The sequence below is a fragment of the Catellicoccus marimammalium M35/04/3 genome, from assembly GCF_000313915.1.
GTDB lineage: Bacteria > Bacillota > Bacilli > Lactobacillales > Catellicoccaceae > Catellicoccus > Catellicoccus marimammalium.
This window is the reverse complement of the sequence record NZ_AMYT01000021.1, coordinates 111,182-135,842: the sequence shown is the minus strand read 5'-3', so window position 1 is coordinate 135,842 and position 24,661 is coordinate 111,182. Positions and strand designations below refer to the sequence as shown.

The 24,661-nt window shown below is 34.0% G+C and carries 26 protein-coding genes; 7 read left to right on the top strand and 19 right to left on the bottom strand.

Annotated elements, in window-relative coordinates; genetic code table 11:
* The 9 genes from C683_RS05475 to comGA form a co-directional block, all read right to left on the bottom strand.
* Positions 1 to 1,194, bottom strand: a complete 1,194-nt coding sequence (locus tag C683_RS05475; protein WP_009491778.1) for an acetate/propionate family kinase — start codon at positions 1,192 to 1,194, stop codon at positions 1 to 3.
* 86 nt (positions 1,195 to 1,280) lie between these two features.
* Positions 1,281 to 2,237, bottom strand: a complete 957-nt coding sequence (locus C683_RS05470) for a class I SAM-dependent methyltransferase (RefSeq protein WP_009491776.1) — start codon at positions 2,235 to 2,237, stop codon at positions 1,281 to 1,283.
* 70 nt (positions 2,238 to 2,307) lie between these two features.
* On the bottom strand, positions 2,308 to 2,715 hold the full coding sequence (locus C683_RS05465) for a hypothetical protein (RefSeq protein ID WP_152411706.1): 408 nt from the start codon (positions 2,713 to 2,715) through the stop codon (positions 2,308 to 2,310).
* On the bottom strand, positions 2,672 to 3,154 hold the full coding sequence (locus C683_RS05460; RefSeq protein WP_040388734.1) for a competence type IV pilus minor pilin ComGF: 483 nt from the start codon (positions 3,152 to 3,154) through the stop codon (positions 2,672 to 2,674). The genes C683_RS05465 and C683_RS05460 overlap by 44 nt, the downstream gene beginning before the upstream one ends.
* Positions 3,105 to 3,389, bottom strand: coding sequence for a hypothetical protein (locus C683_RS05455; protein WP_009491771.1), 285 nt, complete (start codon positions 3,387 to 3,389; stop codon positions 3,105 to 3,107). The genes C683_RS05460 and C683_RS05455 overlap by 50 nt, the downstream gene beginning before the upstream one ends.
* The gene (comGD, locus tag C683_RS05450) at positions 3,382 to 3,867 is read right to left on the bottom strand and encodes a competence type IV pilus minor pilin ComGD (protein ID WP_152411705.1); all 486 of its coding nucleotides are present in this window, start codon (positions 3,865 to 3,867) and stop codon (positions 3,382 to 3,384) included. Before comGD ends, C683_RS05455 begins: the two co-directional genes overlap by 8 nt.
* On the bottom strand, positions 3,824 to 4,114 hold the full coding sequence (gene comGC / locus C683_RS06705; RefSeq protein ID WP_009491767.1) for a competence type IV pilus major pilin ComGC: 291 nt from the start codon (positions 4,112 to 4,114) through the stop codon (positions 3,824 to 3,826). Before comGC ends, comGD begins: the two co-directional genes overlap by 44 nt.
* A gap of 9 nt (positions 4,115 to 4,123) precedes the next feature.
* Positions 4,124 to 5,179, bottom strand: a complete 1,056-nt coding sequence (gene comGB / locus C683_RS05440) for a competence type IV pilus assembly protein ComGB (RefSeq protein WP_040388732.1) — start codon at positions 5,177 to 5,179, stop codon at positions 4,124 to 4,126.
* Positions 5,103 to 6,098, bottom strand: a complete 996-nt coding sequence (gene comGA / locus C683_RS05435) for a competence type IV pilus ATPase ComGA (RefSeq protein WP_009491763.1) — start codon at positions 6,096 to 6,098, stop codon at positions 5,103 to 5,105. The genes comGB and comGA overlap by 77 nt, the downstream gene beginning before the upstream one ends.
* A gap of 179 nt (positions 6,099 to 6,277) precedes the next feature.
* Between comGA and C683_RS05430 the strand changes: the two genes are divergently transcribed.
* The gene (locus C683_RS05430) at positions 6,278 to 6,526 is read left to right on the top strand and encodes a glutaredoxin domain-containing protein (protein WP_009491761.1); all 249 of its coding nucleotides are present in this window, start codon (positions 6,278 to 6,280) and stop codon (positions 6,524 to 6,526) included.
* Positions 6,527 to 6,532: 6 nt separating this feature from the next.
* On the top strand, positions 6,533 to 8,062 hold the full coding sequence (locus tag C683_RS05425) for an AcpB/EbpR/MafR family transcriptional regulator (RefSeq protein WP_009491760.1): 1,530 nt from the start codon (positions 6,533 to 6,535) through the stop codon (positions 8,060 to 8,062).
* 38 nt (positions 8,063 to 8,100) lie between these two features.
* On the opposite strand, the gene C683_RS05420 is transcribed toward C683_RS05425, so the two are convergent.
* Positions 8,101 to 8,652, bottom strand: a complete 552-nt coding sequence (locus C683_RS05420; RefSeq protein ID WP_009491759.1) for a recombinase family protein — start codon at positions 8,650 to 8,652, stop codon at positions 8,101 to 8,103.
* A gap of 284 nt (positions 8,653 to 8,936) precedes the next feature.
* On the opposite strand from C683_RS05420, the gene C683_RS05415 reads away from it, so the two are divergent.
* Positions 8,937 to 9,824, top strand: a complete 888-nt coding sequence (locus tag C683_RS05415; RefSeq protein ID WP_009491757.1) for a MerR family transcriptional regulator — start codon at positions 8,937 to 8,939, stop codon at positions 9,822 to 9,824.
* 43 nt (positions 9,825 to 9,867) lie between these two features.
* Here C683_RS05415 and C683_RS05410 read toward each other — a convergent pair whose 3' ends face one another.
* Both C683_RS05410 and C683_RS05405 read right to left on the bottom strand, forming a co-directional pair.
* Positions 9,868 to 11,334: a nicotinate phosphoribosyltransferase gene (locus C683_RS05410; protein ID WP_009491752.1), complete on the bottom strand. Its 1,467-nt coding sequence runs from the start codon at positions 11,332 to 11,334 to the stop codon at positions 9,868 to 9,870.
* Positions 11,335 to 11,448: 114 nt separating this feature from the next.
* Positions 11,449 to 12,612, bottom strand: coding sequence for an AI-2E family transporter (locus C683_RS05405; protein ID WP_009491751.1), 1,164 nt, complete (start codon positions 12,610 to 12,612; stop codon positions 11,449 to 11,451).
* A gap of 139 nt (positions 12,613 to 12,751) precedes the next feature.
* Here C683_RS05405 and C683_RS05400 point away from each other — a divergent pair, with 139 nt between their 5' ends.
* Positions 12,752 to 13,732: a lactonase family protein gene (locus C683_RS05400; protein WP_009491750.1), complete on the top strand. Its 981-nt coding sequence runs from the start codon at positions 12,752 to 12,754 to the stop codon at positions 13,730 to 13,732.
* Between the two features lie 42 nt (positions 13,733 to 13,774).
* Here C683_RS05400 and rho read toward each other — a convergent pair whose 3' ends face one another.
* The 6 genes from rho to C683_RS05370 all read right to left on the bottom strand — a co-directional run bounded on the left by rho (position 13,775) and on the right by C683_RS05370 (position 19,719).
* Positions 13,775 to 15,037 carry a transcription termination factor Rho gene (gene rho, locus C683_RS05395; RefSeq protein WP_009491749.1) on the bottom strand — a complete coding sequence of 421 codons (1,263 nt, stop codon included), beginning with the start codon at positions 15,035 to 15,037 and terminating at the stop codon, positions 13,775 to 13,777.
* 167 nt (positions 15,038 to 15,204) lie between these two features.
* A complete protein-coding gene (locus C683_RS05390) occupies positions 15,205 to 16,071 on the bottom strand; it encodes a class II fructose-bisphosphate aldolase (RefSeq protein ID WP_009491738.1) in 867 nt (288 codons plus the stop codon).
* A 139-nt stretch (positions 16,072 to 16,210) separates the two neighbouring features.
* Positions 16,211 to 16,846 carry a deoxynucleoside kinase gene (locus C683_RS05385; RefSeq protein ID WP_040388731.1) on the bottom strand — a complete coding sequence of 212 codons (636 nt, stop codon included), beginning with the start codon at positions 16,844 to 16,846 and terminating at the stop codon, positions 16,211 to 16,213.
* 81 nt (positions 16,847 to 16,927) lie between these two features.
* The gene (locus C683_RS05380) at positions 16,928 to 18,538 is read right to left on the bottom strand and encodes a CTP synthase (protein ID WP_009491736.1); all 1,611 of its coding nucleotides are present in this window, start codon (positions 18,536 to 18,538) and stop codon (positions 16,928 to 16,930) included.
* A 161-nt stretch (positions 18,539 to 18,699) separates the two neighbouring features.
* Entirely contained in the window at positions 18,700 to 19,266 is a 567-nt protein-coding gene (rpoE, locus tag C683_RS05375) for a DNA-directed RNA polymerase subunit delta (RefSeq protein ID WP_009491735.1), read from the bottom strand.
* A gap of 48 nt (positions 19,267 to 19,314) precedes the next feature.
* Positions 19,315 to 19,719: a hypothetical protein gene (locus C683_RS05370; RefSeq protein ID WP_009491734.1), complete on the bottom strand. Its 405-nt coding sequence runs from the start codon at positions 19,717 to 19,719 to the stop codon at positions 19,315 to 19,317.
* A 105-nt stretch (positions 19,720 to 19,824) separates the two neighbouring features.
* Between C683_RS05370 and C683_RS06415 the strand changes: the two genes are divergently transcribed.
* The 3 genes from C683_RS06415 to yidA are packed head-to-tail and all read left to right on the top strand — an operon-like array spanning position 19,825 to position 22,685.
* Positions 19,825 to 20,550: a lipoyl protein ligase domain-containing protein gene (locus tag C683_RS06415; RefSeq protein ID WP_009491733.1), complete on the top strand. Its 726-nt coding sequence runs from the start codon at positions 19,825 to 19,827 to the stop codon at positions 20,548 to 20,550.
* A complete protein-coding gene (locus tag C683_RS05360; protein WP_009491732.1) occupies positions 20,531 to 21,862 on the top strand; it encodes an HD domain-containing protein in 1,332 nt (443 codons plus the stop codon). Before C683_RS06415 ends, C683_RS05360 begins: the two co-directional genes overlap by 20 nt.
* A gap of 19 nt (positions 21,863 to 21,881) precedes the next feature.
* Complete coding sequence (yidA, locus tag C683_RS05355; protein ID WP_009491731.1) at positions 21,882 to 22,685, top strand: sugar-phosphatase; 804 nt, start codon at positions 21,882 to 21,884, stop codon at positions 22,683 to 22,685.
* Positions 22,686 to 22,734: 49 nt separating this feature from the next.
* Here yidA and C683_RS06410 read toward each other — a convergent pair whose 3' ends face one another.
* Positions 22,735 to 24,588: a C40 family peptidase gene (locus C683_RS06410; RefSeq protein ID WP_009491730.1), complete on the bottom strand. Its 1,854-nt coding sequence runs from the start codon at positions 24,586 to 24,588 to the stop codon at positions 22,735 to 22,737.
* Between the last annotated feature and the right edge of the window lie 73 nt (positions 24,589 to 24,661).

Below are 24,661 nucleotides of genomic sequence, written 5' to 3'. Positions count from 1 at the left end.
TTATTTTGTTAGACGTTCTACATCACGAACAATCATTAATTCTTCTTCGGTTGGAACTAACAAGACAGAAATTTTTGAATTTTCTTTTGAGATGATTCCTTCTTTTCCGCGCACATCATTTTTCTCTTCATCAAGATCTACGCCAAAGAAAGTTAAGCTCGCACAAACATCTTTACGAACGGCACGGTCATTTTCACCAATTCCTCCTGTAAAGACAATCGCGTCACAACCATTCATTTCTGCCATATAAGAACCGATGTATTTAATAATACGGTTTTTGAAAATCTTAATTGCGACTTCTGCTTGTTCATTTCCATTGCGAGCAGCATCACGTAAGTCACGCATATCGCTAGATAATCCAGATAATCCTAATAGGCCTGATTCATTGTTTAAAATATCAATGAATTCTTGAACATCTGTAATCCCTTCTTTTTTCATAATAAATGGAATTAAAGAAGCATCAATATCTCCAGAACGAGTACCCATAGTTAATCCAGCTAATGGAGTGAAGCCCATAGAAGTATCCACAGATTTTCCATGATCTACTGCAGTAATTGAAGCTCCATTTCCTAAATGACAAGTAATGATTTTTAACTCTTCAATTGGTTTGCCTAATAGTTCTGCAGCACGTTGAGAAACATATTTATGACTTGTTCCATGTGCACCATAACGACGAGCTTTATATTCTTCATAATAACGCATTGGTAAAGAATATAAATAGTTTTCTACAGGCATTGTTTGGTGGAAAGAAGTATCAAAAACAGCAACATTTTGCACGTTTGGTAATACTTCACGGAAGACACGAATCACTTTTGCTTCTGCTGGATTGTGTAGAGGTGCTAATTCACTTAAACGTTCAATTTCTGCTAATACCTCTTCATCTACAACAACAGAATCTTTGTATGATTCTCCTCCGGCAACAACACGATGTCCCACTGCAGTGATTGCATCTAAAGATGGAATAATTTTTTCTTCAATTAAGCTGTTTAAAATTTCTGTTAATGCTTCATTGTGGTTAGGAATTGGTAATTCTTTTTCTACAGTTTCACCATCGGCTTTTTTCAATTTAATTTTGCCCATGTCTAAGCCAATTCGTTCCGCAATTCCTGAAGCAACTTCTTTTTCTTCTGGAACTTCAAATAATTTCCATTTTAAACTAGAACTTCCTGCGTTGACAGCAATTACATAACTCATAATCTCTTACAATGAAAGAATAATTCTTTCATTTCTCCTTTCTTATCCGGTACAAAATATAGTTTTTAGACATTTCGGTCTTTGTTTTATTCCGCCCATTCTTTAAATGATTGTAAAAACTTTTGCATCGCCATTGGATCATTTAAAGAAGGGATTTCTGCCATCAGCACCTCTTTTTGTGCTGTATTATCTGTTTTTGGTTGGAAAATAAAGATTCCTTTTTGTGAAGCTTCATTTTGGAACCATTCTTTAGGTAAAAGTAAAATTGCTTGTAGATAAGCATTTTCCTGCATCCATTGTGTAAAGTTCGGTGCTTGTTCTGATTGTAAAAGAGCGGTTGGTAATAAATATAAACCATATCCCTCTTCTTTTAACGCTTGCATACTTGCTTCAATCAATAAATGATGTGCATAAGTATGCCCTTCTTTTACACTCACTTGATAATTTTGTGCAATCTCATCTAAAGGATAATATCCTAAAGGCAAATCAGAAAGAACAATATCCATATCTTTCACTTTCATTTGTACGCCATCTTGATGGAAAAATTGAATCGGTAATTCCATCCATTCAGCGTTAATCGCAGAAATCGCTAACAATAAATCATCGATCTCACTAGCAAATAAATGTGGAGTTTCTCTGGCAATCGATAAGTTTACTCCAACAGTCGCTAATAAATTCCCTATCCCATTGGCTGGATCATAGATATTTAATTCCTTTTTGTCTTCGGTCAATGTTTGAATTAAATAAGTAAAAATAAAGCCAATCGCATCTGGAGTTAGTTGATGATTCGCTTGTAATGGCTCTAATTTCATCCCTTTTAATAAAACCAATTGTGTTACTTTACGTTTTTGGTCTTGAGATAAAGAAAGCGATTCCATCGCATTATAATATTCTTGCATTTTTTCTGGAATTTCTTCTTTTTCTGGACGAACGATTTGTTCCATTACAATTAAATAAGCTTCATAAAAAGAGCATTTTGACAACGCTTGTTGTTGTTCTACGGCTTGATATAATGTTTCATAAGCCTGTTCGATTTCTTTCATTGATTCACCTTCATCTCGTTATTCTATTAATCATTCCTATTTTACTTCATTTACCTATTTTTTCCAATCCTTATTGTAGAGAAGTTTCTCCTTTTACTTGTCTTTCTTTTCGCCACTCATTCCAAGGACGAACATATAAAGACTGATTTCTTTCTTGATCTCGAATATAAAAGCCATCTTTTTGCTTCGCTTTGTCTAATATTCTTGTTATAGCAATGTAAGTTTTCCCTTCTATTTTCCCTAAGGGCACTTCTTTTTTTTCGTAGGTATAAGTCACATCAGGATATTGATCTAAAGCAAGTGTGGCTTTCACTTGTTCTTCTTCTGCTTTTTTAAAAGAAAAATAAGTAGACATTTGTTGCCGGTAACTCACTTGCCAGTACGAAAAAAAGAGAAGGCTACATTGTAAGATAAAAACAGTTAAGAGAAGCACACTAGCTTTTTTCTTTTTGGGGACACAAGATAATCGTATAGTCATAGCTTTGCCCTCCTTCTAATGTACCTTTAAATTGCAATTCATAGCCTTTCTTCTGCCAACTCAGATCTTGAAGATGATAAATGAGCGGTTCATAGCCTCGATACTGATTTTTCCCTTCATAACCACAACGCTTTAAAAATCCACGCTCATATAAATAAGCCACTTCTCTTCTCTCTTCTGGATCATAGAAATGAATGGCTTTTCCTTTTGGACCTTCCACGCATTCTTCAAAAAATTCATTGTAGTTATAATATTCAATTTGACGCATCGCGCTATACCAGGTACAAAAGTCCCATTGGTTGATGCGTTTTTTATAGCTCTGTAGCGATTGAAAATAAAGACCAGATAAGAATAACACGGTCGCAAAAATGCAAAGACTCACTAGAGTTTCAACGAGTGTGAACCCTTTTTTCAATTTCATATTGATAGGTTTTTCCATGATATTTTCCCCACACTTTCGCATGTGTTTTTGTTTTTTCATAATAGATGGTTGTTGGTGGATGAGTGGGTGCTACATAGGTTTCTTTAGGATGACGAATTTTTTCTTTCATTCCCATTAATAAAATAATCTCATCCTCTTTTTCTCTTTTTTGTTCATAAAATTGTAAAAACATTGGCATGATTTGAGTAAGTGCTAGCATCATAATAAATAAAGCAATCACAGCTTCACTCAAAAACATCCCTTTTTTTCGTTTCTCGCTTCTTCTTTTCATAAGTATACTTCCCAGATCCCATTTGCCATTGAAAATGATAAAAATAACGGTTACTTGCAAAATCTGTCGCATAAAGAGGACAATTTCCTTTAGCGCTATAATCTAAATCATGTGCTTTTTGTACCTCTATAAATGAAGGAACAGAAAGGAGAGTTTCTGGATAAGGAGCACAAGGTAATTGATAGCATTGTGCATCTTCATCCCATACCATTTTTACGTGCTTATGACGAGCAATAGCTTTTTGTTGCGTTGCTCGTGCAGTCATTTGGAAGGTTTCAATAAATAATTCTTCTTCCACATATTGCATCGTCTTTTGAAAAACAAAGGTGGATACGAATAAAATCGTAACCACAATTTGCATTGTGATTACGATTTCAATTAAGGTAAACCCATGTCTATTGCCATGGTGCTCGAATGTGTTTGTTTTTCTTTGCTTCATTGATTTGCTTTTTAGATAAATATCCAGATAAGTCGTCCCACGTATCCACCTTTTGATCGGGATGATCATGTTTATAAAGTACATATTGATTGTCAACGACTTGTTGGAAAGCAGTATCACTTTGTCCTTTTGCTTTATTACTTTGTTTCAATAAATTAGGAACAAAAATTAAAACTAAAGCGGTAATGACTAATAAAACCACTAGCATTTCAATAAGCGTAAATCCTTTTTTTCTTTTTTGTTTCATTTTTTTCTCCTAAAATAAATCGTACATTGGGAAGAGTAATAAAATATACAGACTAATAATCATCAAGCCAATGCTTAGAAAAATAATCGGTTGAAGCCATTGTAAATACATGTCAATTTTATGCATCATTTCTTGGAAACATTCTTCGGCATACATTAATAATTCAGATCCAAGATTTCCTTTCGCTTCCCCTTGTTGTAATAAGACAAAAAGACTTGGTTGAAAAACTGTATATTTTTCTAATTGCTCCAGCATTGTTTGTCCATGTTGCATTCCTGACATGAGTGTGCACGCCAGTTCTTGAATCCAAGGTAAATTTCCTTGTTCTTGCAAATACTCTAGACTTTTTTTCGTTTCAATGCCTAAATTCAATAAGTTTCCCCATTCTTCACAAAAAGTAATAGTGATAGAATAACGAACTAAACTACGAATCAGAGGAATTCGGCACCACCATTGCAACTGTTGCAAAGGAGACTGTTTTTGTAACACTAACTTTATTCCTTGGGCAATCAATAAGATGAAAACTAAGGTCCATAATAAAATTTGTGGAAAATGATCTATCAATTGATACCCAAATTGATGTTTCATCTCTTGAACGGGTAAATTTGGGAGCAAGAGGTACTTTATTGTCATCATGATACTCAAGAGAAAGAACACTAATATAAAAGGATAACTAATCAATTGTATAAAGGTTTTCCACTTTTTTTCTTTCATTTGCGCTTGTTTTGCAATCGAGGATAATTGTTCTGATAGATTTCCACTTAATAAAGCCAGCTTAATTTTAGAAACGGTCAATGCTGAAAAATGAGCTTTTTGAAATACTTGGTAAAGGGGTACACCTTTGCCTAATTCTTGCCAAATCACTTGAAGGACTGCTTCTCTTTCACTTTCTTTGGGTGCAATTTTTTGTAAAAAAGAGATGCCTTCTTGAAGGGTAAAGCCATGTTGCAATAAATCGGATAGCTGCAATAATAATGAAACTTCTAGTTTATAAGAAATCTTGTTTTTCTTTTTGCCATGTTTCTTTGGTAATCGCCCCCAATGCCCACCATTTTTGTAAGCCATGATTCCACTCTCCTTGATGATACGCTGTAGTTTCCATATATAAGCGATAATTTTGTGCATATCGCTCACAATAAGGTTGACACCTTCCCTGACATAAAGGACAGTACACAGGTAATAAACGTTGATACGTAATACTACGAATCACTTCTTTTTGTTGTTCTTTTGGTATTCCTAAGTCATATAATCGGTCATAGACGCCTAATAAACTATTACTATGAATGGTCGCAAAAACACGATGTCCACTTAATGAAGCACGATAGGCATATTTTGCTGTTTTATCATCGCGAATTTCACCAATCACTAAAATATCTAGTCGTTGTCGTAAACAAAGTTTAATGAGTGTTTCATAATCCAAACCAATCGCACTTTGAATTTGTAATTGTAAAAATTGCGGTTCAATGATTTCTACTGGATCTTCAATCGTAATCACATGCTCATTGAAATGATGATTTTTAATCAATTGGTACATGGAAGTTGTCTTTCCTGATCCAACAGGACCACTAAATAAATGTAGGCCTCTTTGTTGAATGCAATTTTCTAACGCTTGCCATTCTTTTTGTTGGAAGTAATATAAATGATCTGCACAAAAAGGGTATAAAAAGCGAATGACTAAATTTTCTTGTTGAGCAAAATTAATAACGGTAGAAAGACGCAAGGTTACCTCTCCTTTTTTCAAAGGAAAAATCGTAGACCCTCCTTGAGGCAAACGATGTTCCCCTACATCCATTTCACCCATAAACTTAAAATAAAGAATCAAAGATTCTGCTTCTGACCATGGAATTTTTTCTAAAGTCAATAATTGATCCTGACAACGAAAACAAATATGATATTCTTCTTTCACAGCTTGAATATAAAGATCACTCGCATGATGGTAGACACCAAATTCAATATATCGTGCCGCTCTTTGTTCTGCGTCCATGTCCTTTTCACCTCCTTTTCACTTTTCTTATACGAGAAAAGAAAAAAGGGCGTTCTCCATTTTGCTGCTTTTTTTATTTTTTTCTTTTTCCTCCGATTTATCAAAAAGGGTTTTTCAAAGCGAAAATTTTTAAAATATGATAGAATAAGTATTGAAAATTAAAGAAAGAGGAGATAAAAATGATTACCGTATATTCTCGTCCCCAATGTTCTCAATGTACACAAACAAAAAAATGGTTAGCAGAACATCATGTTGAATATAAAGAAATAAACATCGATCACTTTGATGAAGTGGTACGTAATTTGGTAGAAGCAGGATTTCGCTTATTGCCAGTGGTAACGGATGGGAATACTGCCATTTCTGGTTATCATCCAGAAGAGTTAGAAGAAATGATTGCTCGACAAACTCAAAATCAAGCGAAGGAGTAGAAGTTTATGTTGCATGATTTATTAGATAACACAACGAAGCGTCGAATTAAACTTTTAGAAACGATGTTGTTCTATGATCGTTGGATTGCTTCAAGTGATCTTGCTAAAATTTGTAATACTTCTTCACGTACAATTAATAATGATTTGCAATATTTACGTTCTAATTACCCTGAATTTTTTACGATTGAAACTTCCAAACAACATGGAGTGCGTTTAAAATCAACCAATTATTTTCGTTTAGAACAATTTTATCGTCACTTAATTAATGAAGACAGTATTTTTCAATTAATGGAGGGAATTTTCTTACATCCACAAATTCATAATCAAACTTGGATTGAAACACTCTATTTAAGTACCTCTAGTTTTTACCGTTTATATAAACGAATTCAATCAGCATTAGAGGATTATGATATTTATTTGGATTATGGATATTGTAGTAAAAATGAGATTGCCTTGCGTTACTTCTTTAGTAACTTTTTTGCAGAAAAATATGGTTATAATGATTGGCCTTTTGCAATCGATCGCAATGAAATCACAAATCATATTAAAGATGTTGCCTCTTATATTCAAAATAAATACTTTAAAAATGATGATTACTATATTTTAGATTCACAACAAATTTTACATTTGGCCATGCTCATTGCCGTATGTACAATTCGAATCAAGCAAGGACACCATTTTAAAGATTTTAAAAAGCAACATCAATCTGAAGAGATTCCCCATCTTTTCTATGAGCAAGCAAAACACATCTTCCGCCCTATTTTTGATACGATTTCTTTGGAAGATTATGAAGAAATTTATTATTCTATTTTTGCTTTTACTACTGCTTGGAATAACGAAGAGGAGTTTGTTCATATTAATCGAGAAATTGCAAAATTCATCCAAAATATTGCTGATGAGTCTAATATTCCAATTTCTAAAACCGAAATGACGCGTATTCGCTACATGATGTTGAATAAATATTCTAGTTATAAGGTCTTTTCTTATGAGGAAGAATTAATTTTTAATCGCGATGATTTTATTGGTCATTTAATTTTTGAAAATTATCCAGACTTATTCCAATTTCTAGTCAATGATTTAGATCAATTAGCAGAAAAGACTTCTTATCCTTGGTTAAAGGATATGGCTGAAATTATTTTTAATATGATTGTTAAGTGGCCAGCGTTAACTCAATTATTCTCACAAAACTATCCAAAATTAAAAGCCATTTTAATTAGTGATTTAGGTGGAGACCACCAAGAATATTTAAAACGGACGATTAATCATATCTTTAGTAATTACTTGGATATTGAAAGTTATCCTTATGATGTCTTCCATCTGAAAGAAAGAATGCAAAGCTTAAAAGAACAATATGATCTAATTATTTTGAGTTTCAACTATGACGAAATTTTGGGAGAAGAAAAAACTTTATCTATTAATCCCATTTTAAATGATTTAGACTTCAAAAATATTAATCGATGCATTCAAAATTTCTATGAAGAAAAGGATTTAACTATTCCTAAATTATACGCAGATTCATTGATGAATAAAGAATAAAAAAACTTCAAGGACTATTTTCCTTGAAGTTTTTTTGTTTAATGAAGTTGTACGTATTTGTATGCAGTTCCTAAAGAAATACCACACTGCTCTGCGATTTCGCGTAAAGAGTATTTATCTGTATCATATAAAAATTGGATACGATCGATTGTTTCTTGAGAAACACGTGGGCGACCTCCAACACGACCTTCTGTACGTGCTTTTTTCAAACCTTGAGAAGTACGACGGCGAATTAAGTTTTTCTCCATATTCGCTAAATTATGAATCAATTCAATGTATTTTTCCATTGAGATTCCTGTAATTCCTAAGTTTAAAATTTCCACTTGTAAGTCATTACGCTCTACTTCTTTAAAGAATGCAGATAATTGGATTACTGATTTTTGTAAATCTACAACATCATAAATACAGATAACATCTCCTGCATGTAAGTTTTGAATTGTTTCACTTAAAACTTTATATTGCGCTTTTCCACTTTCATATCCGAAAGGTTCAATCATAATATCATCACAATCTGCATTAATTAATGCTTCTTCCGCTTGTAAGTTTAATTCTTCTTCTTCATGCGCTCGGTAATATCCTAGTTTTGTCATCTTCTTTCCTTCTTTCTTGGCCTCATCGTTCTTTTATTTTTTCAATTTTTCCAATAATTTGTTATTTATGAATTTATAATACTACATTATTTTTGAAATATGCAATGTAAAGAATTGGTAATCCATAATACATTTTTGAGAACTGTTTGTTTTTTTCCAACCATATCGCATCGCGACATGATAGCGATATAGCAACTTGCCCTATTCTGCGTTATTATCTATAATAAGAGAGGATGGCCGCCGCGCATCGGCGACACGGATACTATAATTAAAGGAGAAAGAAAATGACAGAAACATTCCAAGGTCGTTTGTTTCCAAAAGAAGCTGCTGAAGCAATTGGAATCGCGCCTACAACGTTACGTAAATATAGTCAAATCATCGAAGAATCTACTTCTGATGAAAACTTTTTCGAACGTACAGACCAAAATGTTCGAACCTATAATCACCAAAACATCTTACTATTCCAAGAAATTAAAAAATTAAGTGATGATACAAAAAAACCAATCAAAAATATTATCGAAAAAATGATTGATGATGAAAAATATGCTAGTTATTTTGAAAAGGACACACAAGCGATTGTTCCAAAAGAAGCAATTTCTGCTAATCCTTCTACTCAAGAATTATTAGCGATTATCGATCAACAAAGTAAAAAAATTGATCAGTTAATTCAAGTAATGACTGCTTTTACGATGGATGTTAGAAAAGAATTCCAAGAAGTAAAACCAATGATTCAACAGTCACAACATTTAATTTCTGATAACAGTGAACAAACGATGGCTGAAACTAAACAATTACAAGAGAATGTAGCAACTATTCAAAAAGAAACTCATCTTTTAAAAGAACAACAAGAAAAGATGATTGAACAACAAAAACGTTTAGAAGAAGAAACGAAAAAACAAGCAGATTTAGCGAAAAAAGCCGAAGAAGCACGTCAAAAAGTAGAAGCAGAACGTAAAGAATTAGAGCAAATGAAAGCCGATTGGGAAGCCAAAAAAGCTAAAGAAAAAGAAGAACAAGAACAAATCGCTGCTGAAAAGAAAGCGTTAGGAAATTCTCCTTTTGAAACACAATCTACGACTGCTGAAACAACAAAGACAGAAGAAACAAAAACAGAAGAGCCAAAAGAAGAAAAGAAACCTGGATTTTTCCAACGTTTATTTGGGAAAAAATAAAAAAACGACTAGTGGAAGCCTTTCTCCTACTAGTCGTCTTTTTTTATATTTTTTGTTGACGATATTCTGCAATTAAATCTCTTTTATGTTCCCAAAGAGACAAGGATAGATCCACAGGATAATCTTGTGGGTTCAAATTACGTTTATATTCTCCCCATAGGGAATCTAAGTTTTCTTTAGCAAATTGTCGAATTTCATCTAAAGATGGTTTTTGATAAACACACACTCCATGATCAAAAATAGTCGTTAATAACGGACGAGCATGGAAGTGATGTAATGTTTTTTGAATATAAGTATGCACGGGATGGAACATCAATAATTCTTCTTGTTTTCTTGGGTCTTCATCAATAAAGGTAATGTAATCTCCTTCTGATTTTCCATCTGTAGCATCCGTAATACGCCACACTTGTTTTCTTCCAGGAGTTGTAACTTTTTCTACATTACTAGAAAGTTTAATCGTATCCTTCCATTCTCCATTTTCTTCAATCGAAACTAATTTATATACAGCTCCTAAAGCAGGTTGATCAAAAGCAGTGATTAATTTTGTCCCTACTCCCCAAACATCAATTTTCGCATGTTGCATTTTTAAACTTAAAATAGTGTCTTCATCTAAATCATTAGAAGCATAAATTTTTGCTTCTGTATATCCTGCAGCATCCAACTGCTTACGTACTTCTTTACTGATGTACGCCATGTCGCCGCTATCGATACGCACTCCTTTAAAATTGATTTTATCGCCATATTTATCAGCAATCGCAATTGCATTAGGTACTCCACTTTTCAATGTATCATAAGTATCTACTAAAAAGACACAATCTTTATGAGTACGAGCATAAGCATCAAAAGCCGCATATTCATCGCGATACGCTTGAACTAAAGAGTGAGCGTGCGTTCCTGCGACAGGAATACCAAACTTTTTACTCGCACGAACATTACTTGTGGCATCAAACCCACCGATATAGCTTGCACGACTTCCCCATAATGCAGCATCCATCTCTTGTGCACGACGCGCACCAAATTCCATTACAAAGTCATCACCACAAACTTGCTTAATTCTTGCTGCTTTTGTGGCAATTAATGTTTGGTAGTTGATAATGTTTAAAATGGCTGTTTCTACTAATTGTCCTTGCGCTAACGGTCCTTCAACTTGTAATAAAGGTTCATTATGGAAGACTAATTCCCCCTCTTTCACCCCACGGATCGTTAATTGTAGTTTTAACGCTTTTAGATAAGCTAAAAATTCTTCTTCATATATTTCTAATGAACGTAAATATTCAATATCTTCATCCGTAAATTGGAAATTTTCAATATAATCAATAATGCGTTCTAATCCGGCATAAATCGCATATCCTGATTGGAAAGGCATCGAACGGAAATAACATTCAAATACAGCGTTTTTTTCCGCAATTCCTTCTTTCCAGTAAGTATACATCATATTGATTTGATATAAATCAGTATGTAAAGCATAATAATCTTCTTGTTTTGACAGATTCATCGGCTCATTGGTCATTAAAAATGACGACTCCTTTCTTATTGTAAAGATCTTATCATAAATCTAGAACATTATCATTTTATCATACGTTTTTCAATCCACGCAAAAAAACTTCAAGTCAAAGACTTGAAGTTAAGAACTCTCTGTGGGGGCTTCATCTTCTGCAAAGAGAGCAGAATTTGCTCGATACCAATTATAAATATGAACGACAATAACTTTAATCGTCGCATAACCTGGAATTCCTAATACGACTCCTAAAATACCAAATAGTTTTCCTGCCGTTAATAATACAAAAATGATGGTTAATGGATGAATATCCATTTGTGAACCAATAACGATTGGATCTAATACGTGTCCTTCAATCAATTGTTCTACTAAATGAACACAGATGACTTTCACTAACATCATTGGTCCACCTGTGACAAGAGCGATAATAACAACCGGAATCATCGTTAACCAAGAACCTAGATAGGGAATAATATTAAAGATTCCAGCTAAAGTACCTAAAGCAATCGCATAATCTAAACCAATTAAGCTAAAACCAATCATATAAATAATCGCTACTGAAATCGCCACGATAATTTGTCCACGAATATAAGAAGATACCTTTTCATTAATATCATGTAATACTTGATGGACAGAAGCTTGAATTTTTTGTGGTAAAAATTTCAAAACAAAAGGTTCTAGTCGTTTTCCATCACGTAATAGATAGAACAAAATGAAAGGTACAGTCACAATCGTTACTACAATACTAGCTACAACACTGACCATATTTGACAATCCAGAAAAGCCATTAGAAAATAGCTTTTTGCCCATATGTCCTAACTGTACATAAATATCTTTGTTGATCGAATCTAACTGCGCTTTGATTTGAGATAAATCACTTGATTTCATCAAAGATTGAAACTCATCGGTAATTTCTTTCCAATAATGCGGGATATTTTTACTTAAGGTCATAAATTGATTTTGGACTTCAGGAACTAAATGAATTCCTCCCCAAATCAATAGTAAGACAATAATTAAAAATAAAGAAATGATGGAAATGGTACGTGGAACACGCACTCTTTTTTCTAAAAAGTCCACAATTGGACTCAATAAATAATAAAGAACCCCAGAAACTAAAATAGGTGCTCCAATAATCGCAATGAATTGGAAAACAGGTTGGAAAAACCAAGAAACTTGTTTTGCCATATTAATGATGAAAAGCATTAATAAAATAATGACTAAAACAGAAACCAGTTTATTATTGGCAACCAATTTCCAAAACCATGAATGAGAAGACTGTTTTTCTTTCATTGCCGTTCCTCCTTTTTTGTCCATTGTATCATAACTTTTTCTTTGTCTAAAAATAATCTAACTTTTCACTATCCTATTTCTCATTTTAAGGAGTATAATTAACATAGGGATAAATTAACAAATAAGAAAGAGGGATATTATGGAACAGATCTTACTATGTAATACTGATAAGCAATATTTAGGCGGCGTTTATCGTATCCTTTTAGATCCAAAAAAAGGGACTCTTTCCCATTACAAAAGAATTCTTCTAGAAAAAGAACCAAATGATATTTGTTTTGATTTAAATAACCATTTATTTATCGCTTGTCGTACCGACCAGGGAGGCGGTATTGTCTCTTATGATAATAATATGAGTAATTATCAACAAATTGACCGCACTTTTGAAGAACCTTCTGCTCCCTTCCGTTTAGCCATTCAAAAAGAATGGGGAGTCTTAATTAGTGCTCATCGTGATGGTAGTTTATATAGCTACACTATTGAGCAAAGCGGAAACTTAATTCGCGAACAACAAGTAGAAGTAGAAGAAGATATTATTGATTGTGTATTAACAAACGATAATGTTTTAATGGTTAGCTTGAAAAAAGAACCAGCTTTTGTTTGCTATCAAGTTTCTCATAATGGGCACTTAAAATGGATCGGCAAAACAACCTTCCCATTTGTTGAAGCCTTCAGTCATCTTACTTTCCATAGTAAAAATCAATACTTCTATGCTTTAAATCAAGAAATGCATCATTTACATGTTTTCCAATATGAAGTAGGTGGAACCATCACTCATGTTCATTCTTACCGCACGGTTCCACAACACCAAAAAGGAATAGCAACCGATATGGTACTTTGGAAAGATCGTTGCTTATTCATTAGTAATCGAGAAACCAATACAATTTCTGTTTTCAAATTGGAAAATGAAGGTCATGATGTAACTTACTTAAACTCTATTGCTTGTGAAGGTATTGCTCCAATTACGATGCGTTTAAATCGTCAACAAAATTATTTATTTGTAATGAATGCCTTTACTAATAATTTATCTTTATTCAAGATTCATTCTTGTGGACATATTGAACTATGTTCTTATGATACAAAAGTTCCTGGCATCCGAGCAATGATCTCTTCAGAAGTATAATTTAAACAAACAAAAAGGATTAAGATTTTCTCTTAATCCTTTTTATTTTTGAATTTTTTCTTCAACAAATTCAACAAATTGTTGATTATTCTTTGTTTTCTTCATTAATTCATGTAACTTACGACTCACTTCTAGCCCATCTTTGGTCATCTGTTGACGGAAGTACCAACTCACTTCTTGATCTTGTGGTGTCAATAACAAATCATCACGTCTAGTTCCACTGCGTTTAATATCAATCGCTGGGAAAATGCGTCGTTCTGCTAGTTCACGAGAAAGATGTAATTCCATGTTTCCTGTTCCTTTAAACTCTTCATAAATCACATCATCCATCCGACTCCCTGTATCAATTAAGGCGGTAGCTAAAATCGTTAAACTACCTCCTTCTTCAATATTTCTAGCTGCCCCAAAGAATTTTTTTGGACGATAAAACGAAGTTGGATCAATTCCTCCAGATAAGGTACGACCACTCGTTGGAATAACTAAGTTATTTGCTCGAGCTAAACGTGTAATACTATCCATTAAAATGATTACATCTTGTTTATCTTCGACTAAACGCATCGCACGATCTAATACTAAATCGGCAATTCTGACATGATTGCTTGGTTGTTGGTCAAAAGTAGAAGAAACTACTTCCCCTTTAACACTACGTTCAATCTCTGTTACTTCTTCTGGACGTTCATCAATTAAAAGGACAATTAAATGACTGTCTGGATGGTTCACCGCAATCCCATTGGCTACAGCTTTAATAATCTCCGTTTTCCCTGCTTTTGGTGGAGCTACAATCAAACCACGTTGCCCAAAACCAACAGGAGAAAATAAATCAATCATACGAGTGGATAAAGGATTCGTATCCGTTTCTAATTGAATTCTTTGATTCGGATAAATTGGAGTTAACGCTGGAAAGTGAGGACGTTGTTTTGCTTCCTCTGGTTCTTTTCCATTTACATAGTCTACATGCATCAATCCATAATAACGCTCATTTTCTTTTGGTGGACGAGCTTTTCCTGTCACTAAATCTCCATTTCTTAAACCAAAACGGCGAATTTGTGAGGAAGAAATATAAATATCTTCTTGACTCGGTGAATAGTTAATGGGACGTAAAAATCCATAATCCCCTTGTAAATCAAGAACCCCTTCCATGACAAAAAATCCTTGTTCTTCTGCTTGTGCACGCAATACTGCTAATGCCAATTCTTTTTTATTCATTTTACTATAGCCTTTAATAGAGAATTGACGTGCATATTCATAGAGTTGTTTTAACGTATGTTTCTCTAATTCAGCCATTGTTAAATATTCATTTGCCATAAAGATTTTGCTATTCTTCTGTGCGGTTATCTTTTTACAGAAAAATAACTCCTCCTTTCTTTAATTTCTATCCACTTTTAATTATCAAAATTTCTTTCTATTTGTCTACTATTTTCTACAGACAAAAAAAGACCTCATCCGAGGATGAAGTCTTTCTCTTGTTTGATTTACGCTTTACCAGCTGAACCAAACCAAGTCATACGATCTTTAACTAAGTCGATGATTGCTTGTGTACCTGGTGCTAATAATTTACGAGGGTCAAATCCTTTACCTTCTTGGCTAGCGCCTGATTCAATATATTTACGAGTAGCTTCTTCGAATACTAATTGGCATTCAGTGTTAACGTTGATTTTTGAAACACCTAATTCAATTGCTTTTTCAATTTGTTCTTTAGGAATTCCTGAACCACCGTGTAATACCATTGGTAATCCGTTAATTTTTTCTGAGATTTCTTGTAAACGTTCGAAGTTTAATCCAGCCCAGTTTTCTGGGTAAACACCGTGAATGTTACCAATACCAGCTGCTAAGAAGTCAACTCCTAATTCAGCCATTGCTGCACATTCTTCTGGATCTGCTAATTCACCAGCACCAACTACGCCGTCTTCTTCTCCACCGATTGAACCAACTTCACATTCAACAGAGATTCCTTTAGCGTGTGCTTCAGCGATAACTTTTTTCGCTTTTTCAACGTTTTCTTCGAATGGTAAATGAGAACCATCGAACATAACTGAAGTGTAACCTACAGCGATACATTCTAATGCGTCTTCGTATTCACCGTGGTCTAAGTGTAAAGCTACAGGAACAGTGATATTCATTGATTCCATTAAATCGTTTACTAAATCGTAAGCCATTTTGTAGCCACCGATGTATTTAGCAGCACCCATAGATGTTTGGATGATTACAGGAGATTTCATTTCTTCTGCTGCTGTTAAGATTGCTTTTGTCCATTCTAAGTTATTTGTGTTGAACGCACCGATTGCATAATGACCAGCACGTGCTTTTTCTAACATTTCTTTAGCTGAAACTAATGGCATGTCAATTTCCTCCTAATTGTGTCTTTTAGACATTTTCTTGATGTCTTTATTTTACCAAATTTATCTCTCTTCTGCCACCCTATTTCATTGGATAATGAAAAGATTACATTTTTTTTCTAAATCATTCATAATAAATGAATTATTTACGAGCATCTTCCAATGCTTTTTCAATGATTTTCATAACTTTTTCTTCATTTTCTGGATTTTCAATAATATCATATTCATCCACAGAAATTTTAATTTTTGGAGAGTAATGGTAATCTTCAAACCATTGACCATATTGACTATATAGTAATTTGTAGTATTCTAACAATTCTGGATCATCATCCACTTGTTCGAAACTACGTCCACGTTTTTTAATATGAGCTAAAATTGTATCAAAATCTGCTTCTAAGTAAATTAAAAGATCTGGTGCCTTTTTAGGTAAGCTATCAATTTCTTGCATCATATTTTCTAATAAGTCATTGTAAATGTTTAAATCTACATCACTGATATTTCCTTGCATATTATTAACGCGTGTAAATAAAGCATCTTCATAAATTGAACGGTCTAATACATTATTTGCATCATGAAGTGCTTGTTTGATAGAACGGAAACGTTTGTTTAAGAAATAAATTTGTAAACTGAAAGCCCAACGTTTTGGATCTTCATAAAATTTATCTAAAATTGGATTGTTATCTACTTCCTCATAGAAAGCTTCTGTGCCCAAATGGCGAGCAATCATTTCAGTATAGGAGCTCTTTCCTACTCCAATCATTCCAGCTAATACGATCATTTTGTCTTGTTCTCTCCCTTTTTGCTTCATGTTTCGTCTAAAAAAACCAAGTATAGTCTTGGTTTTTTTGTACCCTTCCTTTTATTGTTTATTTTCTTTTTCGACACAAGCTTCAATAAATGCTTTGAATAAAGCTTGTGGACGATTTGGTCTAGAAATTAATTCTGGGTGGAATTGCGCTGCCACAAAGAAACGGTTTGTTGGAATTTCAACAATTTCCACTAAGCGATTATCTGGAGAAGTACCAGAAATTACCATACCATTTTGTTCGTATAAATCACGATATTTATTGTTAAATTCATAGCGGTGACGGTGACGTTCTTGTACTACATCCGCATGGTCATAAGCTTCCCAAGCAACAGTACCTTTTTTCAATTTACATGGGTATGCACCTAAACGTTGTGTATTTCCCATTTCTTCTACATCCTGTTGGTCACTCATTAAATCAATAACTTTATTTTTAGCATCTGGATGAGTTTCTGCAGAATGAACATCTTCTAGTCCACAAACATTGCGACCAAATTCGATAACTGCCATTTGCATTCCTAAACACATACCTAAGAATGGCACATCGTTTTCACGAGCATAACGAATTGCTTCTGCTTTTCCATCTAAACCACGACTACCATATCCTCCAGGAACAACAATTCCATCGACATCTTTTAATAATTCATCGACGTTTTCTGCAGTCACTTCTTCAGAGTTAATCCAATCAATATCGATATCTGTATCATGAACATATCCGGCATGTTTCAATGCTTCTACTACTGAAATATAAGCATCTGGTAATTCTACATATTTACCGACTAAAGCAATGCGTACTTTGTGTTTTAAATTCAACACTTTATTTTCTAGCTCTTTCCATTCTGTCATATCTGCAGGTGGTGTGTCTAGTTTTAAGTGTTCACAAACAATTTCATCCATGTTTTGTTTTTGTAAGTTTAGTGGAATCGTATACAATGTATCCACATCTAAAGATTCAATAACTGCTTCTGGTTCTACGTCACAAAATTGTGCTAATTTATCACGCATAGATTGTGTAATTGGTTGTTCTGTACGAACCACTAACATATCTGGTTGGATCCCTAAACTACGTAATTCTTTTACGCTATGTTGTGTAGGTTTTGTTTTCATTTCTCCTGCAGCGCGTAAATATGGAATTAAAGTTGTATGAATGTACATTACATTATCTTTACCCATATCTTTTTTCATTTGACGTAATGCTTCTAAGAATGGTAAAGATTCGATATCTCCAACTGTACCACCTACTTCAGTAATAATGATATCTGCATCTGTTAAGCTTGCGGCACGTTTGATTTTCTCTTTAATCATATCTGTGATATGAGGAATTACTTGTACAGTAGCTCCTAAATATTCACCTTTACGTTCTTTACGTAATACTTCTTGATAAATTTTCCCTGTTGTTACGTTAGAGAATTTATTTAAGTTAATATCGATAAAACGTTCATAGTGACCTAAGTCTAAGTCTGTTTCTGCTCCATCTTCTGTTACGAAAACTTCACCGTGTTGATAAGGACTCATTGTTCCTGGGTCTACGTTGATGTAAGGATCAAATTTTTGAACCGTTACTTTCAATCCGCGATTTTTTAATAAACGTCCTAAACTTGCGGCTACAATTCCTTTCCCGATTGATGATACGACTCCTCCAGTTACAAAAATATATTTTGCCATATATACCTCCATACATAAATAATTATTTGGGATCTTTAAAAAATGAGAAGCTCCCTATTCAATCCTCTGAATAGGGAGCTTCTATTTATAACGTTCTACTGACTCTTTTCGAGTGCCCAATTCAGATTGTACACGTATCTTTTCTCATCGTCAATAGAAAATTAACGAAGAGAACCATCCATATCTTCATGATCCACTACAGTCAATTCTTCTTCAATTCCTTCTGGGATGCTGTCTTCATCCATTTCTGATAACTCATTATCATAGTCTGAAATTTCTTCATTATGATGTTCGTCATCATATAAATCATCTTCGTTATTATGTAAAACTAAATCATTATCTTCTGGATCGTCATTACTATAATCAATTGCATTTTCATCGTTATCCATAAAGGCATTTACTTTATGAGATACTTTCTTACGTGGCATTTCTTCTTCGTCTTCACTTGTATGAGAAACTTCTTCATCGATGGAATCAATTGGATACCATTCACGTAAGCCCCAGCGATTTTCTCCTAAAGAAATAAAACTACCATCAATATTTAAATCAGTATAAAATTGAGAAAGATTTTCGCGCATTTCTTGATTGCTTAATTCTAAAAATTCTTGTACTTCATTAAAAAGTTGATTTAGTTCGATTTCTGATTTTGTTTCTTGTAAAATTGCTTTTGCAACTTCAATCATTGATAATTCTTCTTTAGGTGTATTTCCAAATACAGTTAATTCCATGATTTTTCCTCCATTACCATTTTTATAACTTCTTCATTATATCACATCTTATTCATTTCCGTCGGAGTTTTTTTCAATTATTAAAACGAATTCATGTAAAAGAGAATCTGCCTCTGATTGCCCTAATTGATAGCCAATTTCATAGATTCGTTGGTCTTCTTTTTCTATTTGCTCTATTTTTTCTAATTTAGTAACAAAAAGCATCATTCCCACAGTGGTTTTTAAATATCCTTCTTCCCAGCCTTCTTGTAAATAAAGATATAATTCTTTCTCTTTACTAAATTCACGAATAGAACAAGTCCCATCATTATGATGGATAAATAATACTTCTACGGTTGAATCTTCTTCTTTATAAGTAAATTGTAATTGATAATCTTCTCCTTGTTTTTGCCAGTATCCTTGTCCTTGGAATTCTTCACCATCTTGTTTGAGGAAAACACGAACTTTTTCCATTTTTTCCTTCCTTTCTTTTATCATTCCTTTTATTTTTTATTATAGCATCAATGACAAGTAGAACGCATTTTTTGTATAATAGAGAAGAAGAAAGGAGAGATTCCTATGTACTATACGAAGGTGAACGATGCCTTTTTAGATACAGAACTAATGTTACACTATGTAGCAGAAAAAAAGACTCCTTTTTTACATGAATGGACGAGTGCGCCAACATGTATTCTAGGACAAGAAGATACACAATTGAATCATTTTTCCGAACGTTGTGCTACGCTTCAAGATTATGATTTATTTGTTCGTTCTTCTGGTGGACGTGCAGTGATTAGCGAGCCTGGAGTATTGAATTTATCTTTATTTTTACCTGATACTCCATCCATTGATACTGCTTATGAGCAATTGTATCTTTGTATTCAAAAAAATTGTAACCTTCCTTTACTTGCAGGAGAAGTTATAAATTCTTATTGCCCTGGAAATTATGACATTCATTATCAAGGAAAAAAAATTGCAGGGATGAGTCAAAAGCGTGGTCAAGGAGCTACAGTAGTAATGGCTTATATTAGTTTATATGGAAATCAACAAAAGCGAGGAGAAGATTTACAACATTTCTATTCTCTAGCTGAAGACCCAAAAGCATTGACCATTCATCCAGAAACGATGGCATCTCTAAGTGATTGGCAAGAATCATGGAAATATGATTATGCTTATCCTTTCATTGACTTAACAGATTTCCAATCTTGGGTGGATGCTCATCCAACGATTCGTAATAATATTCAAAAACGTCTTGATTTTCGACAAAGACAAGTAGGTGATTTTTATGGAAAAAGTATTTCGTGATCCCATCCATGGGTACATTTATATTCAAGATCAAATTATTTTAGATTTAATCAACACAAAAGAATTTCAGCGACTACGCCGCATTAAACAATTAGGAACAACCTCTTTTACTTTCCATGGTGCGGAGCATTCCCGCTTTGGTCATTGTTTAGGAGTTTATGAAATTACTCGCCAAATTTGTGACCAATTCCAACGCAACTATCCAAAAGAAATTTATGGTAAAGATGGTTGGGATGATTCTGAGCGTTTAGTTACGCTATGTGCTGCTTTATTACATGATATTGGGCATGGTGCCTATTCTCACACTTTTGAGCATCTTTTTGATACCAATCACGAACAAATTGGGATTGAAATTATCTTGTCACCCACAACAGAAATTCATCAAGTATTAACTCAGGTTAGCCCTGACTTTCCAGAAAAAGTAGCAGCAGTGATTGCTAAAAAATATCCAAATCCACAAGTAGTCCAAATGATTTCCAGTCAAGCTGATGCAGACCGTATGGATTATTTACGTCGTGATGCTTATTACACAGGAGTAGAATATGGAAATTACGATTTAACACGTATGCTTCGCGTTATGCGTCCTTATGCTAAAGGAATTTGCTTCAAAGAAGAAGGAATGCATGCCATTGAAGATTACATCGTAAGTCGCTACCAAATGTTTATGCAAGTTTATTTCCATCCCGTTTCTCGTGGAATGGAAGTGATCCTCCAACGTTTATTAGAACGTGCCCGTGATTTATATGACCAAGATAGTCATTACTTTAAACAACATTGTGAGCTACTCGTTCCTTTCTTTTCTCAACGCTATACGTTAGAAGATTATTTAGCACTGACAGATGATGTACTTTTAACTTATTTCCAACTTTGGACCAAAGCCAAAGATCCTATTTTATCAGATTTAGCTTGTCGCTTTATCAATCGAAAACCATTTAAATCGATTCCACTTCCTAGCCAATTAGACCAAAGAAAATTACGTGGAGCAAAAGTCATTTTACAAAAAATAGGATACAACCCTACCTATTATTCAGGTTTAAATGATGCGAGCGACTTGCCTTATGATATTTATCGCTCTCGAATTCATCATCCAAGAACACAAATTGAATTAATGCGTCATGATGGTTCTTTCTTTGAATTATCTACAAAAAGTGAAATTGTTAAAGCTTTATCTGGAGAAACGATTATTGACCGTCGCTTCTATTTTCCAAGAGAGATGGTCAAACCTACACAAACATTAGAACAAAATTCTGAAATCTTACGTTTCCAACAGTGGATTCAACAAACTCTTGACCGAAATGTCACTAAACTATAAATCAAAGGAGGAAAAATCAATGATCAAATTAATCGCAATTGATATTGATGGCACATTGTTAAATGAGCATCATCAATTAGCTGACGAAGTCAAACTGGCTTTGCAAAAAAAAGCAAAGGAAGGAGTTAAAATTGTTCTTTGTACTGGACGTCCAATCTTAGGAGTACAAAATTATTTAGACGAATTAGGCTTCACAGGCGAAGATGATTATGTGATTACTTTCAATGGTGCTTTAGCGCAAAAAGTAAAATCAAAAGAAATTTTAGCGCATCATACATTGACAATTGCTGATTACTATAAAATGGAACGTTTAGCATTAGAACTTGGAGTTCATATGCACACAGAGACAACAGAAGCAATGTATACGTCCAACAAAGATATTAGCAAATACACAGTAATAGAAAGTGGAATGACAAACATGCCTCTTCACTATTGCACAGCGGAAGAGATGGATCGTGACATGATTATTAGTAAAATGATGTTTATTGATGATCCTGCAATTTTAGATGCCGCAATTCCACATATTCCAGAAAAATATTTAGAAGAATATGAATTTGTTAAAAGTATGGATTTCTTCTTAGAAATTTTAAACAAAAAAGCGACAAAAGGAAATGCATTGAAAGACTTAGCAGAACAATTAGGAATTCAGCGTGAAGAAGTCATGGCTATTGGAGACAACATGAATGATATGACCATGATTGAATATGCTGGAGTGGGAGTCGCTATGGGAAATGCAGTTCCCGAATTAAAAGCTGTTGCCGATCAAGTAACAAAAACAAATGCTGAAAATGGAGTTGCTTACGCTGTAGAAACTTGGGCATAAATACAAAAAACGACAGGAAATTCATCCTGTCGTTTTTTTATATCTTTCATTAAGCTACACGAACTGCAAAGTCTGGTGTGTAGTATTGAATTGGTGTAATTTTAACGCTTTCACCTGGTTGTGGCGCATGGATAAATGTGCCATCACCTAAGTAAATACCTACGTGGTAAGTTGCTCCGGCAGGTCCAAAGAAGACTAAGTCTCCAGCTTGAGCTTGACTTAATGGAATACGTGTTCCTGCATTTTCTTGAGCAGTCGTTACACGTCCGATATCTTTACCTGTTACTTGACGGTAAACATAGCTTGTTAATCCAGAACAGTCAAATCCTGCTGGTGTTGTACCACCCCAAACATAAGGTACACCTAAGTATGCTTTCGCAGCTTCTGCTACTGAACCATAGTTACCAGATGGAACGCTTGGTTTTTCTGCCGGTGTATTTGGTTTTGTTTGGTTGTTTTGTGAACCGCTATTTTGGTTACTATTGTTTTGTGAACCATTACTTTGGTTACTATTTTGGTTATTATTTTGGCTACCACTTGTTTGGTTATTGCTACTTTGATTATTATTTTGTGAACCGCTATTTTGGTTATTATTTGTTGAATCTGTAGCTTGACCATTGTTTTGTGAACCGTTGTTTTCAGTAGTTGTGTTATCTGAAGTTGATCCATTTTGACCTGTTGATGGAGTTTGTGTTGTTCCATTGTTTTGATCAGTAGCCGTTGTATTATTTTCCTGTTGAGTAGAATCTACAGTTGTATCTGTTGATGGAGTTTGTGTCGCATCATTTGGTTTTGTTTGTTCTACTTTATCTTGAGCAGCTTGTTCTTGTTTTTGAGCTTCTTCTGCTGCTTGTTGAGCTTCTTTTTCTGCTTCTGCTTTTTGTGCCGCTTCTTGTTTAGCAGCTTCTGCTTTTTCAGCTGCTTCTTTTGCTGCTTCTTCATTAGCTTTCTTCGCAGCTTCTTCTGCAGCTTTTTGTTGTTCTTCTGCTTTCTTCGCAGCTTCTAATTGCGCTTTGCGAGCTTCTTCTTGTTGTTGTGCTTTACGAAGAGCTTCTTGTTCTGCTTTCTTCGCAGCTTCTTCCGCAGCTTTTTGTTCTGCTTCTGCTTGTTGACGTTGCATTTCTTCTTCTTTTGCTTTGCGGATAGCTTCTTGTTGTGCTTTGATACGTGCTTGTGCTTCGCGTTCACGTTGTTGACGTAAAGCTACAATCGCATCATTTTTTTCTTTTTCTAACTGATCACGTTTCCCTTGAGCAGTTTCTTTTTCTAAAGCAACAGCTTTTAACATCACTTGTTCTTGTAACTGTTGGTCACGTAAAGCTACTGTTTTTGATTGTAATGATGCTTCATTTTGTTTTAACGCATCTAATTTTTCATTTAATTTTGCTTTTGCTTTTTCAATTTCTTTTTTCGCATCTTTTTGTTGTTCTACTAAACGACGGTTTACATTCATTAAACGTGTTGTCGCAGCTAAACGGTTAACAGCTTCACTAACAGAATCTGCGTTTAAGATCATATCTAAACTGTTGTTTGATGCAGTATGAACTTGAACAGAACGTGCTTGCGCTTTAATTGTATCATTACGCTTAGTAATTGATTTTTCCAAGCGTTTCAATTCTGCTTTTAATTCAGAAATTTGTTCATTCAATTCCTGTTTTTGACCACGTAAGGCATTGGTTTGTCCTTCTAAGTCAACAATGTTTGTTTGAATTCCTTTTAATTGATCTTCTAATGAATTTTGTTTTGTCAATAAACTATCAATATGTTGATCTTGAGCAGCAATTTGTTTTGTTTTTGATGATACTTGTTGCTCTAACTCATCAGCTAATGCAGCTTGAGTTGTTCCCAAAGAGGATGCAACAACACCGGCTGCCATAATTCCTGATAATAAATTCTTTTTCACGTTGAATTCCTCCGTAGTTGTCTATTATTTAAAAGACTTAATCTCACTTACTTTTAATACTAAAACACTATGG

Coding starts and splice junctions, on each gene's coding strand:
- C683_RS05385 (WP_040388731.1), bottom strand. CDS start 16,846: ATGATCGTATTAGCTGGAATGATTGGAGTAGGAAAGAGCTCCTATACT.
- C683_RS05400 (WP_009491750.1), top strand. CDS start 12,752: ATGGAACAGATCTTACTATGTAATACTGATAAGCAATATTTAGGCGGC.
- comGD (WP_152411705.1), bottom strand. CDS start 3,867: ATGAAGCAAAGAAAAACAAACACATTCGAGCACCATGGCAATAGACAT.
- C683_RS05360 (WP_009491732.1), top strand. CDS start 20,531: ATGGAAAAAGTATTTCGTGATCCCATCCATGGGTACATTTATATTCAA.
- C683_RS05465 (WP_152411706.1), bottom strand. CDS start 2,715: ATGACTATACGATTATCTTGTGTCCCCAAAAAGAAAAAAGCTAGTGTG.
- C683_RS05475 (WP_009491778.1), bottom strand. CDS start 1,194: ATGAGTTATGTAATTGCTGTCAACGCAGGAAGTTCTAGTTTAAAATGG.
- comGC (WP_009491767.1), bottom strand. CDS start 4,114: ATGAAACAAAAAAGAAAAAAAGGATTTACGCTTATTGAAATGCTAGTG.
- C683_RS05460 (WP_040388734.1), bottom strand. CDS start 3,154: ATGGAAAAACCTATCAATATGAAATTGAAAAAAGGGTTCACACTCGTT.
- C683_RS05390 (WP_009491738.1), bottom strand. CDS start 16,071: ATGCCATTAGTTTCAGCTAAAGAAATGTTAGAAAAAGCACGTGCTGGT.
- C683_RS06415 (WP_009491733.1), top strand. CDS start 19,825: ATGTACTATACGAAGGTGAACGATGCCTTTTTAGATACAGAACTAATG.
- C683_RS05415 (WP_009491757.1), top strand. CDS start 8,937: ATGACAGAAACATTCCAAGGTCGTTTGTTTCCAAAAGAAGCTGCTGAA.
- C683_RS05420 (WP_009491759.1), bottom strand. CDS start 8,652: ATGACAAAACTAGGATATTACCGAGCGCATGAAGAAGAAGAATTAAAC.
- rpoE (WP_009491735.1), bottom strand. CDS start 19,266: ATGGAATTAACTGTATTTGGAAATACACCTAAAGAAGAATTATCAATG.
- yidA (WP_009491731.1), top strand. CDS start 21,882: ATGATCAAATTAATCGCAATTGATATTGATGGCACATTGTTAAATGAG.
- rho (WP_009491749.1), bottom strand. CDS start 15,037: ATGGCAAATGAATATTTAACAATGGCTGAATTAGAGAAACATACGTTA.
- comGA (WP_009491763.1), bottom strand. CDS start 6,098: ATGGACGCAGAACAAAGAGCGGCACGATATATTGAATTTGGTGTCTAC.
- C683_RS05410 (WP_009491752.1), bottom strand. CDS start 11,334: ATGACCAATGAGCCGATGAATCTGTCAAAACAAGAAGATTATTATGCT.
- C683_RS05425 (WP_009491760.1), top strand. CDS start 6,533: ATGTTGCATGATTTATTAGATAACACAACGAAGCGTCGAATTAAACTT.
- C683_RS05370 (WP_009491734.1), bottom strand. CDS start 19,719: ATGGAAAAAGTTCGTGTTTTCCTCAAACAAGATGGTGAAGAATTCCAA.
- C683_RS05405 (WP_009491751.1), bottom strand. CDS start 12,612: ATGAAAGAAAAACAGTCTTCTCATTCATGGTTTTGGAAATTGGTTGCC.
- C683_RS05470 (WP_009491776.1), bottom strand. CDS start 2,237: ATGAAAGAAATCGAACAGGCTTATGAAACATTATATCAAGCCGTAGAA.
- C683_RS05430 (WP_009491761.1), top strand. CDS start 6,278: ATGATTACCGTATATTCTCGTCCCCAATGTTCTCAATGTACACAAACA.
- C683_RS05380 (WP_009491736.1), bottom strand. CDS start 18,538: ATGGCAAAATATATTTTTGTAACTGGAGGAGTCGTATCATCAATCGGG.
- comGB (WP_040388732.1), bottom strand. CDS start 5,179: ATGGCTTACAAAAATGGTGGGCATTGGGGGCGATTACCAAAGAAACAT.